Source organism: Enterovibrio gelatinilyticus, assembly GCF_028683095.1.
In the GTDB taxonomy this organism is placed as follows: domain Bacteria; phylum Pseudomonadota; class Gammaproteobacteria; order Enterobacterales; family Vibrionaceae; genus Enterovibrio; species Enterovibrio gelatinilyticus.
The window spans coordinates 53,097-71,075 of sequence record NZ_JAJUBC010000017.1 but is presented as its reverse complement, the minus strand read 5'-3'; the positions used below and the strand labels follow the sequence as shown (position 1 = coordinate 71,075).

General features: G+C 46.0%; 17 protein-coding genes. 5 read left to right on the top strand and 12 right to left on the bottom strand.

Translation table 11 applies throughout. The features are described 5' to 3' along the window. Positions 1-2 precede the first annotated feature (2 nt). Positions 3-401 carry a GFA family protein gene (locus tag LRP50_RS15230; RefSeq protein ID WP_274165314.1) on the top strand — a complete coding sequence of 133 codons (399 nt, stop codon included), beginning with the start codon at positions 3-5 and terminating at the stop codon, positions 399-401. A gap of 84 nt (positions 402-485) precedes the next feature. On the opposite strand, the gene LRP50_RS15225 is transcribed toward LRP50_RS15230, so the two are convergent. The 5 genes from LRP50_RS15225 to LRP50_RS15205 form a co-directional block, all read right to left on the bottom strand. Beyond that, entirely contained in the window at positions 486-728 is a 243-nt protein-coding gene (locus tag LRP50_RS15225; RefSeq protein WP_274165313.1) for a hypothetical protein, read from the bottom strand. A gap of 178 nt (positions 729-906) precedes the next feature. Continuing rightward, positions 907-1,740: an AAC(3) family N-acetyltransferase gene (locus tag LRP50_RS15220; RefSeq protein ID WP_274165312.1), complete on the bottom strand. Its 834-nt coding sequence runs from the start codon at positions 1,738-1,740 to the stop codon at positions 907-909. Beyond that, positions 1,740-3,536, bottom strand: coding sequence for a family 20 glycosylhydrolase (locus LRP50_RS15215; protein WP_274165311.1), 1,797 nt, complete (start codon positions 3,534-3,536; stop codon positions 1,740-1,742). The genes LRP50_RS15220 and LRP50_RS15215 overlap by 1 nt, the downstream gene beginning before the upstream one ends. A 22-nt stretch (positions 3,537-3,558) precedes the next feature. Continuing rightward, positions 3,559-4,674 (bottom strand): ROK family transcriptional regulator, encoded by a 1,116-nt coding sequence (locus LRP50_RS15210; RefSeq protein ID WP_274165310.1) that lies wholly within the window; start codon positions 4,672-4,674, stop codon positions 3,559-3,561. A gap of 284 nt (positions 4,675-4,958) precedes the next feature. Beyond that, complete coding sequence (locus LRP50_RS15205) at positions 4,959-5,708, bottom strand: calcium-binding protein (RefSeq protein ID WP_274165309.1); 750 nt, start codon at positions 5,706-5,708, stop codon at positions 4,959-4,961. 275 nt (positions 5,709-5,983) lie between these two features. On the opposite strand from LRP50_RS15205, the gene LRP50_RS15200 reads away from it, so the two are divergent. Then, positions 5,984-7,153: an MFS transporter gene (locus tag LRP50_RS15200; protein WP_274165308.1), complete on the top strand. Its 1,170-nt coding sequence runs from the start codon at positions 5,984-5,986 to the stop codon at positions 7,151-7,153. A 149-nt stretch (positions 7,154-7,302) separates the two neighbouring features. Continuing rightward, positions 7,303-8,022 carry an MOSC domain-containing protein gene (locus tag LRP50_RS15195; protein WP_274165307.1) on the top strand — a complete coding sequence of 240 codons (720 nt, stop codon included), beginning with the start codon at positions 7,303-7,305 and terminating at the stop codon, positions 8,020-8,022. A gap of 125 nt (positions 8,023-8,147) precedes the next feature. Here the strand turns inward: LRP50_RS15195 and LRP50_RS15190 are convergent, their stop codons facing one another. Both LRP50_RS15190 and LRP50_RS15185 read right to left on the bottom strand, forming a co-directional pair. After that, the gene (locus LRP50_RS15190; RefSeq protein WP_274165306.1) at positions 8,148-8,498 is read right to left on the bottom strand and encodes a DUF2750 domain-containing protein; all 351 of its coding nucleotides are present in this window, start codon (positions 8,496-8,498) and stop codon (positions 8,148-8,150) included. A 114-nt stretch (positions 8,499-8,612) separates the two neighbouring features. Next, positions 8,613-9,953, bottom strand: coding sequence for an aminotransferase-like domain-containing protein (locus tag LRP50_RS15185; protein WP_274165305.1), 1,341 nt, complete (start codon positions 9,951-9,953; stop codon positions 8,613-8,615). 246 nt (positions 9,954-10,199) lie between these two features. Between LRP50_RS15185 and LRP50_RS15180 the strand changes: the two genes are divergently transcribed. Continuing rightward, positions 10,200-11,093 carry an NAD(P)-dependent oxidoreductase gene (locus LRP50_RS15180; RefSeq protein WP_420791228.1) on the top strand — a complete coding sequence of 298 codons (894 nt, stop codon included), beginning with the start codon at positions 10,200-10,202 and terminating at the stop codon, positions 11,091-11,093. A gap of 130 nt (positions 11,094-11,223) precedes the next feature. Here LRP50_RS15180 and LRP50_RS15175 read toward each other — a convergent pair whose 3' ends face one another. From LRP50_RS15175 to ectA, 4 genes are all read right to left on the bottom strand, one after another. After that, on the bottom strand, positions 11,224-12,645 hold the full coding sequence (locus LRP50_RS15175; RefSeq protein ID WP_274165303.1) for an aspartate kinase: 1,422 nt from the start codon (positions 12,643-12,645) through the stop codon (positions 11,224-11,226). A gap of 62 nt (positions 12,646-12,707) precedes the next feature. After that, positions 12,708-13,100, bottom strand: coding sequence for an ectoine synthase (locus tag LRP50_RS15170; protein ID WP_274165302.1), 393 nt, complete (start codon positions 13,098-13,100; stop codon positions 12,708-12,710). Positions 13,101-13,113: 13 nt separating this feature from the next. Beyond that, complete coding sequence (ectB, locus tag LRP50_RS15165; RefSeq protein ID WP_274165301.1) at positions 13,114-14,379, bottom strand: diaminobutyrate--2-oxoglutarate transaminase; 1,266 nt, start codon at positions 14,377-14,379, stop codon at positions 13,114-13,116. Positions 14,380-14,398: 19 nt separating this feature from the next. Next, positions 14,399-14,944 carry a diaminobutyrate acetyltransferase gene (gene ectA, locus LRP50_RS15160; RefSeq protein ID WP_274165300.1) on the bottom strand — a complete coding sequence of 182 codons (546 nt, stop codon included), beginning with the start codon at positions 14,942-14,944 and terminating at the stop codon, positions 14,399-14,401. Between the two features lie 510 nt (positions 14,945-15,454). Between ectA and LRP50_RS15155 the strand changes: the two genes are divergently transcribed. Further along, positions 15,455-16,909 (top strand): glyceraldehyde-3-phosphate dehydrogenase, encoded by a 1,455-nt coding sequence (locus tag LRP50_RS15155; RefSeq protein WP_274165299.1) that lies wholly within the window; start codon positions 15,455-15,457, stop codon positions 16,907-16,909. Positions 16,910-17,429: 520 nt separating this feature from the next. Here the strand turns inward: LRP50_RS15155 and LRP50_RS15150 are convergent. Next, the gene (locus LRP50_RS15150; protein ID WP_274165298.1) at positions 17,430-17,801 is read right to left on the bottom strand and encodes an MmcQ/YjbR family DNA-binding protein; all 372 of its coding nucleotides are present in this window, start codon (positions 17,799-17,801) and stop codon (positions 17,430-17,432) included. Between the last annotated feature and the right edge of the window lie 178 nt (positions 17,802-17,979).

The window sequence follows — 17,979 nt, the reverse complement described above, 5'->3', positions numbered from 1 at the left end:
AAATGAAAGGAAGCTGTCTTTGTGGCGAGGTTCAATACGAAGTAGATACATTGAGTTCACCCATCATGCATTGTTCTTGCAAGACTTGCCGCAAGGCGCATTCAGCGGCATTCAATACCTGTGCAGCAGTGAAACCCGAAGATTTTCGCTGGTTAAAAGGCGAAGACAAACTGTCTCAATTTGAGTCTTCTCCAGGTAAGTTAAGAAAATTCTGTTCAGTGTGCGGCAGTCAGCTGATCTCAACCAAAGAAGGAATGCCCGTTCATGTGCTTCGTGTGGCGTCTTTAGATGACGATCCGCAACAAACCCCTGCATTTCGTATTTGGAAATCTGATGAAGTGAGCTGGTTGGGATATGAACACGACATGCCGCAATACGAAGAATGGCACCCAAACCGATAAGAACGATTTGATATATCGGGACGGAATAAAAAAGCACCGGAAGGTGCTTTTTGCAATGGGTTGCCTGAGTGTTGTGAAGAATTTCTAGTTTACAAATCCGTCATCAATACAGACTCGAACACACTTCTCGGCAGCAATTGCGGCTTCTTCTTTGCTTTTAAAAATAGACAGTGACTTGTCTGAGTTCATAAGTTCGTACGCTTTTTGATTTGCGTTATTTTTGCTTGTTTCAGTCGGAGTGAAGGAAAAAGAGGCAGAGTAACCACCTAACTCTTCTTGCTTATTTACCTTCACAAGATAATCGATATTGAGATGACTTCCTTTCATGGCACTGTCCTTTTATTGTTGCAAGTGTGTTAAAAAATAGACAATGAATTCTCGTTCGTCAAAAAATAACCGAATTAATGACTGTATAGGCATTATTTCGATGAAGCGCTTAAAAAACCAATGTGTGACGGCGTAACCTTTTAAAGGCCGGAAGAGAGTTAACTACGGTTCGTTGTGGCTATTGAAAAAGGTCAGGTTGTTTCCCCTGAACTGTGCTGATCAGCCCACCTGCAGCCATATCTTGGCATCTTGGGCACTCAGGCGCGCACTGTGTGATTGTTGGGTTAACCGAGATTGCACGTGCACTTTCTTGTATTAACGCTGCGAGTGGATAGCTTGTCCATTGACCCAGCCCTACATCAATGCTGGTGGCGATGGGTTGCAATGTTTTTTCAAGCTGATGAAACCCTTCTGAACAGCTACCTACACAGACTTCGACATCACCGCGTGCTTGAGTTCGAGCCCATCGACGAAATAGCTGTCGCCCGGATATTTGCTCGGCGAAGTGGATAGGAGTAATGCTGTTTAATGTGACACCCACTGACAGCACGATCGCGTCTGTGGCATTAGTGCAATATTGGTAATGACCATATACATCGATGTCACTCTGGTGTGATAACACAGCTTCTGCTTTTGGCCCAACCCCTGCGAAACTGCCAATTGGGTGATCTGTTCGGAAGCGTTCCTGATGGCTGACGACGGTGGCGGCAAATTTTCCCATCGAGACTTCAATGCGATTGTCATTGCGGTCAAAAGGGCGAATATTGTCGAATTGCCACTCCCCACGGTGTCCATTCTGCTGGTAGTTATCGTCTTGAGGTGGGTAACACAACGTATCATAGTTAAACGAAGGGACGATAACCGTACATCCTTGTGCGAGTAGCATGTTCAATAGTGTACTTGCTCCTCCTTCAAGTTGACCTAAGGAGCGCATGGAGGCGTGGACAAAAATTACTTTATTGGCGAGCGAAAGCGCATCAATCGCGGATTTTACTTGGTCTTTAGTATTCATTAATGAACAGCCTCTGTTGAATGTTGGGTCGTTGGCGACTCATCCAGTAGTGAGAGTAAATAAGAGAGTCGTCCGCTGCTTTGATTCACCCCACCGGGCCGATAATATTCAGTCCAGAGTTGACGATACGTGTCCAAGAGAGTTTGTATTTTTGGGCGTAGTGCGCTTTTTCTTTCCGCCGAAAAGTCTTCAATTTGACGGTGGTTCTCGTCGGCATATCCTTGAACGATCTGGCAGGCAATCTCAAGAGCATCGATGGTCCAAAGTAGATCTGGAGTCAATTCGCTGGCTCTAAGCGGCTCGAGCTTCTGTCGCCATTGGGTCAATTCATTCATTGCAAGATCAAGGGTGTGAGATTTAATGCCAGTCGCGCGTTTTATGTGTCTGCGTGAATGTTGGTCGAAAAGGACAGGACCAAAAAAAGCACAGTTTGGGGTTTGCACGCCCGTGACGAGATAGATATCTTGCAACGCAATAAGTGCGTCTACTTCAACCTGTTTAGCATCGGGGTAAAACCACTTAACAGCTTGACTGACATTGCTGTCTAATTGCTGCTCCTCTCCCCAAGCCATTGCTGCGCCAAACGCGTAGGCTGGAATAGGCATGGCAAACTGTTGTCCGTGTCCCATATCTCCCCATTCAGTCACCATATACCCTTCGGCACCAAAACGCTTCGCGGACTTTGCAGCTTTGCGCATATGTGAAACGGCGGCATGCCAGCGTCCTGACACCGAGGCGAAGCAATCCGTTGAGACGACGACATGGAATGGATAGCCAAAAAGTGCGAGTTGTTTGTGCTCTGCATCGAAAGGGTGATCGGGTTCGTATCCCCAATTTAGCAAAGTAAGGTCGTTGGGGAGTTGGTCAATCAGATTAGGGTAGCGAAATAGCATGTCACTAAATATCTGGCTTTGTTTACCCTTCGATTTCGCTAATGAGATGATCTTGTTGAGGTAGGTTAAATAGACTTTTCCCTTACCAAATATTTCGCATGCCGATTTGCTTGCGTTTTCACCAAGATCCATGGTTTCGTCAAAGTTGATATTTATTGTATTACTCGAGAAATTTGGCAGCAATTCGCTAAGTAGCTCGTCGATAAATACTTCGGTTTGTGGGCTGATAGGATTTAACCCAAACGCTCCTTCCCGAAAATCCCCGCGTTGATCAGTAAAGCCTGACGTTTGCTCTGCGAGATGATGGTATTCAGGATGGTTGAGCCACTTTTCCATGTGACCAAAACACGCTTGGTTGGCCACCAGTTCAATACCTAATGATTGGCAGTACGCATCGATTTCACGGATTTCTTCACTTGTGATTGGGGAATAGTCAGCCCAAACACGAGCATGTTTCTGATAGGCAAAAGTGTGTTCTGTGTAGAGCTGTAACTGGTTAAATCTTAAATGGGAAAAGTATTCGATCAAACGCTTGAGGGTCGCCATCGTTGGCACACGATCACGGCTAATGTCGACTAATACTGAGCGAGTGGGAAAATCAGGCCAGTCTTCAATGATGATATCGTCTCGAAGTATCGCTTTTTGTTCGATCAATTGATTTATGGCGAGATGGGCATATCGGATGCCATGAAGATCCGAGTAATCGACAAGCAAGCAGCCGTCGGCAATGCTGATACGATAGCCTTGCTTAGGCAGTGAATCGTCATGCTGATAATTCAATGTTGTTAGGTTGACCTTCGCACCAAAACTCACTGGGCAAGATGAAGCAAATGCGGAAATACTGACATTTTTCGTCGAATATCCTGCTAGGTAGCGTTTAGGTAAAGGGAAGATCATTGCCATCAGTCGTCCTTGTGAGTCGCTCTTAAATTGAAAGATTTCCGTTCTCGGGTAAGCGAAGGCTTTCCGCAAGTTTAAGCTCAGCCGTGAGTAATTTTTGCCATGCCATTGAGGCGGCGCCCATTGCGGCGGCTTGTGGGCCAAGAAGTGAAAATTCGATATTAGGTTTTGCAATCAGCAAGCCAGATAGCCCATCGCTGTGGTTTCTTAACGATGCGGCGAGTTCTGAGCCAAATGACATGCCATTTCCGCCAATCACGATTCGACGGATACTCATCAAACCGCAAAGATTCACGGCCAGTGCAGAGAATTCCTTAATGATGACGCTCGGTGTCGCTTCCGTACCGCGAATCAGCTCCTGACTGTTGAATTGGCCCGCCATGAACTGTTCACCATAAAAGAGTTGGCGGTTGAGAATCATGCCTACGCCAATTCCAAGCTGGTGGTAGTGTTCCCTGGCATGGTGAGTTGAGAGCAATACATAGAGAAAATGATCATAGGGGAGGCTGCGCTGCTGCATCAGCTCTCCCCAAGCACCACAATTGGCATCGTTGTCGATAAACACAGGATAAGGAAAATGACGCTTAAACAGTGGGGCGAAATTAATAGACGAGCGAATATTGAGAGAATGAGACACCAGAAGTTGGCTTTTGTCAGGGTCGATAAGACCTGGCATGCCGATGCCAATAGCGAGAATGCGGGGGAATAAACCTTGTATTGTGTTAACACAGGGAACCAGTGCTTCAATTAGCGCAGTATCAATAGAAACTTGTGTGTTGATCGGGAGCATATCGTGGTAGATAACTTGCCCGAGCAAGTTTACAACGGAAACTTTGAGTACATCAGAGTTAACATCAACACCAATGATTACCCCAAAGTCAGCATTAAAAACTAAAGACATTTTGGGGCGTCCCCCTTTACCAGACACGGCTTTTGGTTGTTCTAGGATCATGCCGATATCAAGTAAGTGGTTCACTGCTTTGGTGACAGTAGACTTGTCTAGCCCCAATTTTGTCGCCATATCAATGCGTGATACCCCAGGCGACTGCCAAAGAGAATTGAGGATGCTTGCGGTATTGCTGGTACGACTGAGTTTTATCGACAAAGCATTAGTTTCCAAAATCAACTTAACCAATGTCATGTTATTGATAGCGTGATAAAAAACAATCCAATGTCTTAAGTTCACGCTATGAATGTGGATTTATATTCAATAGATTGAAGTCAGTCGAAATTACTTTGAAAATAGTATTGGAAATATCAAGGTCTTTACGAGTGAAGGAGGTTGCTATTTGCAACTGTCATTTTTTGCGAGGTTGTTAAATTCGTTAATCAGTATACCCAAGCAATCCGAAATCGGACATCTTCACATTGCTGGGTATCTTACTGGCCACCAACTGGCACTGAGGTTTATTAAAGTGAGTGGCATTAGAAAAGAATTGGGTCAATAGGGCCAAGGTCATCGGTATTGAACAGATCACTCATAGCGACTTCTTGACTGTCAATGCCATGTAAGATGATAGACACCTTATCCTGAAAATCGATGACCATATTTGCGCCTTTCTGTGTGACGATGAAAGACGTGTCCGCATTCGTTTGGTATTCATCACCATAGAAGTGAAATTTTAGGCTATCAATTCCGACATCGAAGTCTTTGATTCGCACGATGGTGTTGTTTGGATCTGCATCTTCTGAGGCTTGAAATTCGAAGAAATTGAATGAATCTTTCCCTTCGCCACCAATGCAGTAACTCACACCAGATTGGGCAGCCCCAAGATCTCTAAACGAGAAGAAATCATTTCCAGCACCGCCATTCATGGTGCAATTTTGCGAACTCTCAGAAGCTAAAACATCGTCTCCAACGCCACCATCCATCACATCGCGATAGTCGCCTCTTACTGTTCCATGATCAATTTTACTGAGTAGGTGGTCGTTTCCTGTGCCCCCTCGTAATGAATTACTGCCAGCATTAGCAAAAATAAAGTCGTTGCCAGCTCCGCCGACGAGTATGTCATCACCAAGACCTGAAAAAATAGTGTCGTCGCCATGAAAACCAATAATCTTAAGATCATCGTCGTCACGACTTAAATCGAAGTAGTCATCGTGAATTGAGCCATAAATAAAATCGAGATCTGATTCGCCGACAATTCTTACTGGGCTTTTTGAAACCACTGACATATCCAATACCATCCTTGAGTTTAAACACTGATACGAGTTGCCTTGCTACCTATTACAGATTCACACAATTCGCTGATTTTTGGTGGCTTAATATCGAGACAGTGATGTTAGAAAGCCTTACAGGCTGATTTGGCTGTCATTCATGTATGGAAAGGCTTGTTTCAGTGTAAAAAGAGACCAAAAGACAAGGCATCGAATATACCCGCTAAAGGTTGCTGTCATTAACGCTGTGCGGGATACTCGATCTTTTCGCATATACATACGGTGTTCACGGAATGAATAGAAACGTCTGGTTGTTGGCGCTATGCCAAGCTCTTCTGATGAGCGGCAATATTGTCCTGATTTCGGTTAATGGGCTTATCGGTCAACAACTGTCACCAAGTGACACTTGGGTTACTCTGCCTGTATCGACACAGTTTGTTGGCCTGATGCTCGCGACGATTCCGGCTTCTCTCATCATGGCCAAAATTGGGAGAAAGAATGGCTTTATGCTAGGTAACGTAATTGGAATATTGGGTGCGATGCTCTGTGTGTATGCGTTGAATCAAGCCGCGTTCTGGTTGTTTTGCTTTAGTACTTTGTTGTTAGGCATTGGCATTGGGTTCGGCACCTTATACCGCTTTGCTGCGATAGAAGTGAGTAATCCTGACAGTCGCGATAAGGCGATTTCTCTTTCTATGGTTGGTGGCGTATTGGCAGCGGTGTTGGGGCCGAATCTCGCTATTGCCAGTCAGCACTGGCTACCGGGAACGCATTTTAGTGGTGCGTTCGTTGGTATTACTGTGCTGTATGTGCTTTCTCTTGTTGTTCTTCAGTTCATTGGTTTGCCTCCAGTGACTCCCGTTGAAAAAGACAGCCAACCGCGTGCTGTGTCTCATATCATTCGTGCGCCGGGTTACTTGGTTGCGGTGTTTGCTGCCGTTGTGGCTTATGCCGTAATGAATCTACTCATGACGGTTACACCGATTGCAATGCATAAGCATGGCTTTCATTTTGAACAAGCTGCGTTAGTCATTGAATGGCATGTCTTGGGGATGTTTGTGCCTTCTTTCTTTACGGGGTCGCTCATCGGAAAGATCGGCAATCGAATGACGATCATTCTGGGAAGTTTGTTTTTCATCGCTTGTATTTTGGTGAACATGAACGGGGTGTCAGAATGGCATTTCCGTATTGCTTTAGTACTACTCGGTGTAGGCTGGAATTTCATGTTTATCGGTGCAACCAGCAAACTCACTCAGACGTATTTACCTCAAGATAAATCTCGTGCTCAGGCCATCAATGAATTTGCAGTGTTTGGCAGCGTGACAATTACGGCGCTATTAGCGGGTAACTTAGAAGTTACGTTAGGTTGGCAAGCGCTTAATTTGGCGGTGCTACCTTTCGTCTGCGCCGTGCCTTTGATTTATTTGTTGTTCACACGCACACCGACGAAGGTGAAGGCGTAGTGATGTACCGAGTCTTATTTGTTAGTGACGTCAACTCGGGAGAAACTCAGCAACAAGGATCAAAAGATCAGTGCATGTTGTCGTCACAGGTCAATGCTAGGAAAGTGGTACTTTAGATGGTATCGGCTATTTGTTTCGGAGAATACATTTTGCAAGACACATCAAATTCAGCACCTTCGTCGAAATCAACGTTTCAACTCGCTAACATATACCGCGGAAAGGTCGCGGAACGTTATGGTATTCAAACCGCGATGGACAAGGTTGAGATTCAAGGTGATGTATTTTTGTCTAATACCGGGTTGGAAGGAGATGAAACCGCGGATAAAAAGCATCATGGCGGAACAGAAAGAGCACTTCATCATTACCCGCAGGAACACTATGCATTCTGGCGTGAAAAACATGGTGACGAACAGGATTGGCAAGCACCGGGTATGGGGGAGAACATCAGTACTGTCGGGATGACGGAAGACACGGTATGCGTTGGCGATCGCTACCAATGGGGCGATGCCATTATTGAAGTGAGCCAGCCGCGCTCGCCATGTTTCAAGCTCAATCAACGCTGGGAAGTTGAAAACCTGTCGATCGATATGCAAGCCATCAGCCGCTGTGGTTGGCTTTATCGTGTGGTTCAGACGGGCACTGTGAGTGCGCAATCGCCCCTCGTGCTTCTCTCTCGCCCTGAGCATGCCATGACGCTACGTGAAGTGTGTGACGTGTTCTTTGGCGACCCTTTAAATCTCGAAGGGTTAGCGAAGCTGCGTGAGCAAACTGCCCTGTCTGAAAGTTGGATGAGCAAAGTCATTCTTCGCCAGGAAACGCATGAAGTGGAGAATTGGTACTTTCGATTGTTGGGGCGTGCTGCGCCGTAATTCGTGTTTAACCACGTCATTACGTGACAGAGAATTAAGCGTCAACATCGATAAACAGCAGGCATGAAAAAGGGCATCTACGACAACGTGGATGCCCTTTGTGATCTTACTCGTCGAGAAGACGATTACAGATACATTTTTGCCAGTGTTGCGGGCTCAATTTCTTTGCCTTCTAGCTCAGCGTTCCAGTTAATACCAACCAGTACGCCGTCTTCGTCTAGCGTGATCAGCCAATCTTGAACGAAAACGTCTAGCGGGATTTCTTGCACTTCGAAATCTGCCCACTCTTCCACGTTGTGAAGTTCTGCATCTTCTTTTGAAGACCAGAATGGCATGATTTCGCTGTTTTCAAATTCGGTAGAATCGCATGCCAGCCAACCTTCTTCATTGGTTAAACCCCAAACTTTGGCGGTTTCTTGTGTTTCTGCAATGAAAAGCGTCAGGTTTGCTTCGATGTCAGCAGTCAATTTGCTCATTTTTAGATTCTCAGTGATTCAATGCGAGCGCTAGAATATCACTTTAATCCTAAATGCGCTTGTATGATGTAAAACCACTAAATTTTAGTGTATCCCCGGAACATCTTACGTTATTCAAAACGGTGCCAAAGACACCTCGTGACTTTCAAGCAACGCCTTTAAGGCTTGCAGCCCTTGCGTCAGTGCATCGTTGTTCTTTATCGACATCAAAGACAGGCGAACGCAATTGGGGCTGGAGTCTCCCGCCGAAAAATAACTGCCACTGGTAACGATCAAATCTCGCTGTTTCGCTTCCATCACAAAGCGCTCTTGTTGCCAATGTGCCGGCAAGGTTACCCAAACATGGTAACCATCAGATTCCGATATCATGGCACCGAGAATTTTGCTGGCGATCGCTTGCCGTTGCTTGGCAATATCACGCTGAGCTTCAGCCATAGAAAAAGCCTCACCGCTATTGATTAACTGTTCCGCGACGATGAAGTTTAATGGAGAAGCCAACCAAATGTTGGCGCGTATATGGGCATTCAGTACGGGCAATAAATGATCTGGGGCAACGACAAACCCGCAGCGCATGGCAGGGCTAATTGCCTTCGATAAACCCGAAATGTGAATGCCTTTCTCTGGGAGCCAATGACATATTGCAGGCAAGGTGTCTTCGTTCAAAAAACCGTAAATGTCATCCTCCACTAGATAGGCAGATGAATTCTCAATGATGATCGCAATGGCCTGTCGACGTTGCATTGGCATGGTGATGCCAGTTGGGTTTTGGTGAGACGGAATAGCGATAACGAGCTTGGGTTTGTGCGAATTCAATACGTCTTCGAGGGCTGATGGGATGAGCCCATCGTCGTCCATGTCAACGCCAATCACTTGGCGTCCTGCCAAACTTGCGATGGCCAAGATTCCGGGGTAGGTAAGCGCTTCGACCGCGATAACATCACCAGGCTGGGTCAGCGTTTCTATCAATAATGACAGGGCATGTTGTGCGCCGTTGGTTAAAAGCACATTGTTCGTGGATGCCGACTTCAATCCATAACGTTGAGCCCAGATTGCGCCCGCTTTACGGTGTGGTAGGTGTCCGGAGTGGTCGGTATATGCGAGCAACTCGGGTGTGAACGTCATGGATGCTTTTTGATATGCCGTACGCAAAGAAGCGAGATTTTGCGATACATAAGGCTGAAGAATCGAGAAGTTAAACTCGGTGTCATTGTCAGCAGGTTGGATGGCCTGATTGAGTTGTGACTCTCCCACGACAAACGTTCCTCGCCCCACAAATGACTCTACGCGATTGATTTCCGCGAGCAGTTTATAGGCTTTAGATATGGTTGCAGGCGTTGTTTCTAACTCAGCAGCCAGCTCGCGATGCGGCGGCAACTTGGCATTAGGTTGATATACACCTGTATCGATACGTTGTTCGATTTGACGGGCGATGTCTTTAAATTTGGTTTCGCTCACAAGCATTCCATGCGTTTTCTGACACTGGAATAAATTATGGCGAGCTTTATCCTAAATTGAAATAGCCTATTGCAATCAAATTCAATATTGACATATGTCAATCGATGCAATTATAGTCACCACAACACGCGAGTTAACTCGAGACTTAGGTCGAGCACTTTTCTACATGACGGGTGCAGAGCTTAACCGCATTGACGATTTTGGTTTGGCGCTTTCTTTGCTGTGAAACAAGCAGCGATGTCGCCCATGCACCCGTACAGAGAGGATAAGGATATGTCAGAGAAAAAGGTTTCGTTTATCGGTTTGGGTGTCATGGGGTACCCAATGGCGGGTCATCTTACTCGTGCAGGGTTCAATACCACAGTTTATAACCGCACGACCGCTCGTGCCGAAGCTTGGTCGGCAGAGTATCAGCAGCCTTTTGCCGAGACCCCGCGTGAAGCGGCAGCAAACAGCGATATCGTGTTTGTGTGTGTCGGCAATGACAATGACGTTAGAAGTGTCATTTATGGTGATGATGGTGTGCTCGCGAGCATGAAGCCGGACAGTGTTTTGGTCGATCACACGACGACTTCCGCCGAGTTGGCAGAAGAGCTAGCGACTGCGTGTAAGGCAAAGGGCGTGCATTTTATTGATGCCCCTGTTTCTGGCGGTCAAGCGGGCGCAGAAAATGGTGCGTTGACCATTATGTGTGGTGGCAATGAAAATATATTCAACCTTGTATTCCCAGTCTTCGATGCTTACGCCAAACAAGCCGTGTTGCTGGGCGAGAACGGACAAGGTCAGCGCTGCAAAATGGTGAACCAAATTTGTATTGCAGGTATTTTGCAGGGGTTGAGTGAAGGCTTATTGTTGGCTCAAGCGTCAGGCCTGAATATCGAGCAAGTGACCAATGTGCTGAAACATGGCGCAGCGGGTTCGTGGCAGATGGAAAACCGTGCAGTGACCATGGCGCAAGACAAGTTTGATTTTGGCTTCGCCATTGATTGGATGCGTAAAGATTTGGGGATTTGCCTCGATGAAGCCAAGCGTCATGATTTGACGCTATCGCTGACGCAGGAAGTAGATAGCAAGTATGCCAGCTTGCAAGAGCAGGGTTTGGGGCGTATGGACACGTCAGTGCTGATCAAAGCGAATTAATCTCCGCCAAAGAGTCAACGCCTGACAATTAATGCAATAGAGCGTGGTGAGTATCGCTCTCGACAAATAAAAACGCTCATTGAGGTCATCAATGAGCGTTTCTTGTTTTCTGCGAGCGCGGGGCAGTCAGTTAAGCGACGTGCTGTTTTTTCGCCTGCTTAGTGGCAGTGAAAAACTCGTCATGCAGAGCACGAATTGTGCTGTCATACACATCATCTTTTACGACAAATTGAACGTTTACGTTGCGCATTGAAGAGTGCACAGCAATCGGCGCAATGTCGTGATTCATCAGAGCCAAAACACCGCGACTCAGTGTCGTATTGGTGTTGATCTCAGCGCCAATGGCAGAGATGAGTGCGACCCACTGACCAGTAATGGTCGAGCTTGGGAAGCGTTTCTCGGCTTTGTATAGTAAGTGATTGAGGTTCTTCACGGCACCACTGAGGTAGTAAGTAATGGAGTTTGCGTTCATTTCCTTACCCACCAAACTGACTCGTGCATCGGCAATGATTTCCATCATCTCGTAACCCACGTTATCAACTTGCCCTACCATGGCTTGGTCGAAAATATGCAAGGCAAAGACTTTGTTTTTACCCGCAATGATTTCGATTTTCTCTGCATCAGGTTGGTATTCCTGAGAGATCAACGTGCCTTGGTGTTCAGGTTCGAAGGTGTTTTTGATTTGAAGTGGAATGTTGTTTTGGCGCAGACCTGAAGCCGCATTCGGGTGAATCGCTTCCATGCCTAAATTCGCGAGTTGATCCGCGACATCAAAGTTCGATTTACCAATCGGCAGTACATTTTCAGGCCCAACAATGCGTGGGTCGGCACTGCTCAAGTGATACTCTTTGTGGATAACAGCAAGATCGGCAGAGGTTTGGCATGCGATGCGGCTGAATGTCATTTCACTGTAGCCGCGATCATAGGTTTTCATTAAACCTTCATCACAGTAAGCATAACCCGTCACGATAGGCAGCTCTTTGGTGACATCAATGTCTTCAAAGGCACTTTTGATGACTGTATCCAAATTGCCTGAAAGGTTGTTATCCCACCCAGATAAATCAACAAAACGTGCATTCACGCCAAGAGTTTTTAGCTTCAGAGCGGTGTTAAACGCACTGTGTACTTCGCCGATCGAAGATAAAAATTCTCGAATTTGTGGAAGGTACTGGCGAAGCGTGAACTGGCCGTATTCACACGTGGCCAAAATGTTAGTGATGCAGTTTTGCGCGTCATCCAAACGTTCGGTGATGAACTTGTCTGCTCGGGTGCGGCTTAACGGATCAGCAAACATGTTGCTATTGATTAGCTGTAGGCGTTGCTTGAGGGTATGAAATGCTTCAATCCAGCGCTCGTCGCGTTTCGCCACGAGTTGGTATATACCCGGTTCGCCAGAGCGTTTGCATTCGAGCAAAGCATCCGTGATACCGCCGTACGCTGAAACGACAAACACACGGTTATACGGTGAAGCAGGGCGAAGAAAGATGTTGTCCAATACAGCATCAAATGCTGACATTGATGTACCGCCGATTTTCTCTACGGTATAAGTCATGAATACGTCCTTTGTGTATAAAAAATAGGGAGCAAATCGCTCCCTAAAATTGATGATTTAGATTAGTCGACGAGGGGATAAACACCGTCTTTGTCGTGAACTTCACGACCTGTAATAGGCGGGTTAAACACACAAGCCATGACCATTTCTTTACCTTCACCAGAGTAAGCGCGAAGGTAATGCTCATCATGTTTATCCAGAATGTACAAAGTGCCAGGCTTGATTGGGTACGTTTCACCACCGACGACTTCAATTTCGCCTTCGCCAGACATGCAGTACACAGATTCAAGATGGTTCTTGTAATGGATGTGTGTTTCTGTGCCTTCATAAATCGTTGTAATGTGGAAAGAAAAGCCCATCTGATCGTCTTTTAGGAGCATGCGAACACTTTCCCATGTTTCTGATACAACTCGACGTTCGCTGTTTTTACACTCTTCCAGAGTTCTTACAATCATCTTTCCTAATTCCTTACGACGCTTTACGGGTGGCAGCATTTGAAACGTGTTCAGCTGCTTGTTCAAAGATATGCAGGCCTTTTTCTAGCTCGGACTCACTGATAGTCAGTGGCGAGAAGAATTTGACCACTTCATCATCTGGCCCAGCAGTTTCAATGATCATACCGTTCTCAAAACAGTGATCAGCAATGTCAGATGCAAACTCTGGGCGCTTGCACTCAACACCCTGCATCATGCCGCGGCCTTTCGCGCGTACAAAAAGGCTTGGGAAGCGTTTTAAAACGCGCTCGATGGTCTTTGTCACTTGCTGGCTACGCGCTGCAATGTGCTGTTCAAAATCGTCGTTCTGCCAGTAGTTTTCAATTGCTGTTGTCGCGGTAATGAACGCGTGATTATTGCCACGGAACGTACCGTTGTGTTCACCCGGCGACCACTTATCCAATTCTGGTTTCAACAGCACAAGTGCCATTGGTAAGCCGTAACCACCAATAGATTTAGACAACGTTACCATGTCTGGTTTAATACCAGATGGCTCAAAACTAAAGAAAGTACCTGTACGGCCACAACCCGCTTGAATGTCATCAACAATGACAAGCACGCCGTTGTCTTTACAGATTTTGCTTAAACGTTGAAGCCACTCATTAGAGGCGACATTCAAGCCACCTTCACCCTGTAAGGTTTCCAGTAATACCGCAGCGGGTTTATCTAGACCACTTGAATTGTCATTAAGCATGGCTTCAAACAGCGCAAGTCCATCAACGCCAGCGTAACCTTCATAAGGAAGGCGTGACGTGCCTGTGAGTGGCATGCCAGAACCTCCACGGTGATGCTGGTTACCTGTTGCTGCCAAAGCGCCATAGGTACAGCCGTGAAAACCATTGGTAAAGGTCACGATGTTTGCACGACCTGTTACTTTACGTGCGAGCTTCATTGCCGCTTCAACAGCATTGGTACCGGTTGGGCCAGTAAACTGCACTTTGTAATCAAGATTTCTAGGTTCGAAGATGTGATTACGGAGTGCGGTTAGAAATGCGGCCTTCGCTTCGGTATGCATATCTAGACCGTGCGTGAGTCCATCCTTGTCGATGTAATCAAGCAACGCTTGTTTCATGATGTCGTTGTTGTGGCCATAGTTAAGCGAACCTGCGCCTGCGAGAAAATCAATGTAGCGCTCGCCCTTATCTGTGGTTAACCAACAGCCTTTTGCAGAAGTAAACACTACTGGGAAGCGATTACAGTAAGACTTAACGTTTGATTCTTTCTCGTTAAAAATGTTCATCATGTTTCCGTTATTAAAATTAAAGATTTTTGTTCAAAGGAATGCGGAATAGAAACTCGGTATCGTGGCGGCCTTCAAAATGCTGCGCTTCATCGAGAAACACAGAAACCTCACCTTTTATGCCATTAGCGGCTTCAAGTTTTCTAAACAGGCTCCAAGACCCTTCATTCGATTGCGTGATCGTCGTTTCAATCGCGACTACGTGCTGCAGATGTTTGCGCTTCAATAGCCCTTGCAGCATTCGATAGGCCAAGCCTTTTCCACGCATGTCTGGCGATACAGCGACTTGCCATACGAAGAGATCATGAGGGGCATCCGGTTTCAAATAGGCAGATATAAATCCGACAACCTCGTCATTGTGCTCAGCAACAATGCAGGTCTTATTGAAGTGGGAGGACTGGAGGAAATTGCAGTACGAGGAGTTTTCATCAAGGGGGGGACAACTGGCGATGAGGTTATGGATCTTAAAGCCATCATCGATTCGCGGAACACGAAACATCCATTCGTCCTGTTCCGTCCTAAAGCGCGTTAACGCTGCGCTTTGGTAAATTGTCTCAGTACTCATTGTGGTTTGAATCCTTTAGAGGTCTAAGCATTAAATCCCTTTAAATGATACCTGTGATAGATAATTTATCAAGTCTAAGTCACCACTTTAAGAACAATCCCTTGTATCACAGGCTTTTATAGAGCTGGATGATGAGTGACTCGAAAGTGAAACATTTAGTGGTGTAATTAAGTTGTCATGTAATTGTCAGAGGGAGAGACGTCTTTGCGGCTATGGTGGCAATGCTGGTCTTATTTGGTGGCGATTAATAAGAATAATATGAGACAAAAATTGAAAGACTTACGTTGTAAACTTTCAATCATATTTTCGAGGATCGAAGATTATAAATTTTTTGGACAGTAAATTTTCAACAGATATGGAGGTAAAGCATTGAATAAAAGGGACTGCTGTAAGAACTTTTTTTTACTTGGTTAATAATTATCCTGTCGTTAGACTCTTCGCCAAAATAATAAAAACAGACTCAAGCCCCCTTTTAACTGTGAAACACCCAAAAAGGCAAAAAAAGTAACCATGAGCCCAGAACAATATCTTACCCAATGGCAACAGAGCCAAACTGATGCGGAAACCATGTCCCCCTTGATTGGCAAATTATACCGCGAGAAAGGTGTCGAGATTCAGATCTACGGTCGCGCAGTGATCAATGCGAGCACAATAGATTTGCTTAAATCGCACCGTGTCGCACGATGGTATACGGGTCAGGAAGTGACGACTTCGCATACTTTACCTCTTCTGGAAACGCTCGCAGGATTTGACTTGCCAGCTTGTCGCATTGACTTAGGACGCCTTGCCAGCCTGTATTGGCGAGACCACCAAGATTGTGGCGAGTTAGATGATTTTTTAAAGACATCAATCGCACACCTACCCAAAAGTACGCCTCTTAAGGAGCCCAGAGATGTTGTGCTGTATGGGTTTGGGCGCATTGGACGCTTAGTTACGCGCCTAATGATAGAAAAAAGCGGACCAGGATATCCTCTGCGTTTACGCGCGATTGTTGTACGTGGTGGCAAAGATGGCGACTTGGAAAAGCGCGCCAGCTTGCTGCGTCGTGATTCGGTACACGGGCCGTTTAACGGTTCGATTTTGGTTGATGAGGCGCGCAATGCACTCATTGTGAACGGAAACTACATTCAGTTCATTTACGCAAGCCATCCTTCAGAGGTTGATTATGAAGCACATGGTATTCATGACGCCGTGGTGGTCGATAACACAGGCATGTGGCGAGATGACGAAGGTCTTGGTCAACACTTAACAGCCAAAGGTGCTGCCAAGGTATTGCTGACTGCTCCCGGTAAAGGCGACATCAAGAATATTGTATTTGGTGTGAACCATGACGATATCGACGATCAAGACTCCATTATTTCTGCGGCCAGTTGTACCACCAACGCGATCACCCCAGTGTTGAAAGCCATGAATGATCGATACGGTGTTGAATCGGGTCACATTGAAACCGTGCACTCATTTACTAACGACCAAAATTTGATCGACAACTTCCACAGTGGTGAGCGACGCGGGCGTGCCGCATCATTAAACATGGTACTGACGTCGACAGGTGCAGCAAAAGCAGTCGCTAAAGCCTTGCCAGTATTGAAAGGTAAACTGACGGGTAATGCTATTCGTGTTCCAACGCCTAACGTATCAATGGCGATTGCGAATCTGAACCTTAGCAACAAGGTTGAGCGTGAATCATTGAATGCATTCTTGCGTGAAACAGCACTAGTTTCTCCGTTGGCTGGGCAGATTGACTATACCCAATCCACTGAGATTGTATCATCCGATATTGTCGGTTCTCGCTACGCGGGGGTGGTTGATAGCCAAGCGACCATCGCAGAAGACAATCGCTGCGTGCTGTATATCTGGTACGACAATGAATTTGGTTATAGCTGCCAGGTTATTCATTGCATCGAGCACATGGCGGGTATGCGATATCCGGTAGTGCCTGAATTGAAAATGGAAACGAGCTTTTAGGTTGTAGCAATCAGCCTTTCCCATGGCGTTTTCAAACTGAAAGAGCGGCTTATTTGAGCCGCTCTTTTTTCTGCCTGTACGGCAGTGATGTTGGACTTTAACCATCGACCATTCGCGTAACATTTCTAAGCTGCCTGTGCGGCAGTGAAGAAGACGCTTTCCTATGACTCTCTGTTTCGTCATTTCTAAGCTGCCTGTGCGGCAGTGAAGATCGCGTGGGTGTCGGTCAGGCAGTCTACGCGTTTCTAAGCTGCCTGTGCGGCAGTGAAGGGTGCATAATAATGCTGGAACGCAGGTTATTAAAGAGCTTAAGTAAAATGATAAGCAAAAACCCTAATTTTAACGCGAATTATTTTTCGTTTTTAAACAATAGGTTGCGTTGCCGCTCAAAAAAAGGGTTTTGTGAAGGGTCATTGGGGATTGACGAAAAGCTACAGACTCTCATATCCAACTGCCTAAAACGGGGACATTTATTTTCAAATATTGGAAATTAAAACGCTTAATATTGATAGTAGGCTGTTTAGCTAATCTCCTGATTGAGCCCCAGTTCTTTTTGCTTAGATTTGGTTAGCCCAAGAGACACTAAGCGATGAGACTCAGTTAGGTAATACTGTAAATCGTCGTCTTTTTCATGATGACTATCAATTTGCTGAATCCATTTCATACCGCGGTTCGCAAAATAGGGCGCGGGTATATAGCCTTCGCATTCACGCAAAAAATAAAAGTTTCGCTCTGAGGTTTTGAAGGTGAACGCTGGCTGCTTGTCTTTGCTCCAACCGCCAATAGCAAAGACTTTACCGCCCACTTTCCATACATGCGAGTTCCCCCACTGAACGATATGCGTGGTCGCTGGTAAAGAGCCACAAAATTGATTGAATTCTTCGTAGTTCATAAAGCCTCTTTGCAAGTACAGGCGTCACTATAGCTCGCTGAACCCTGCATCCTCTGGTTGTTTGGGTATATCATATTGGGTATTGCCTGAGAGTAACGTCTCACTGTCTGACCTTTCATAGAACCATATCAAAGCTCGATATTCATTTTTATCGATGTCCATGATGACGTTGCCATTT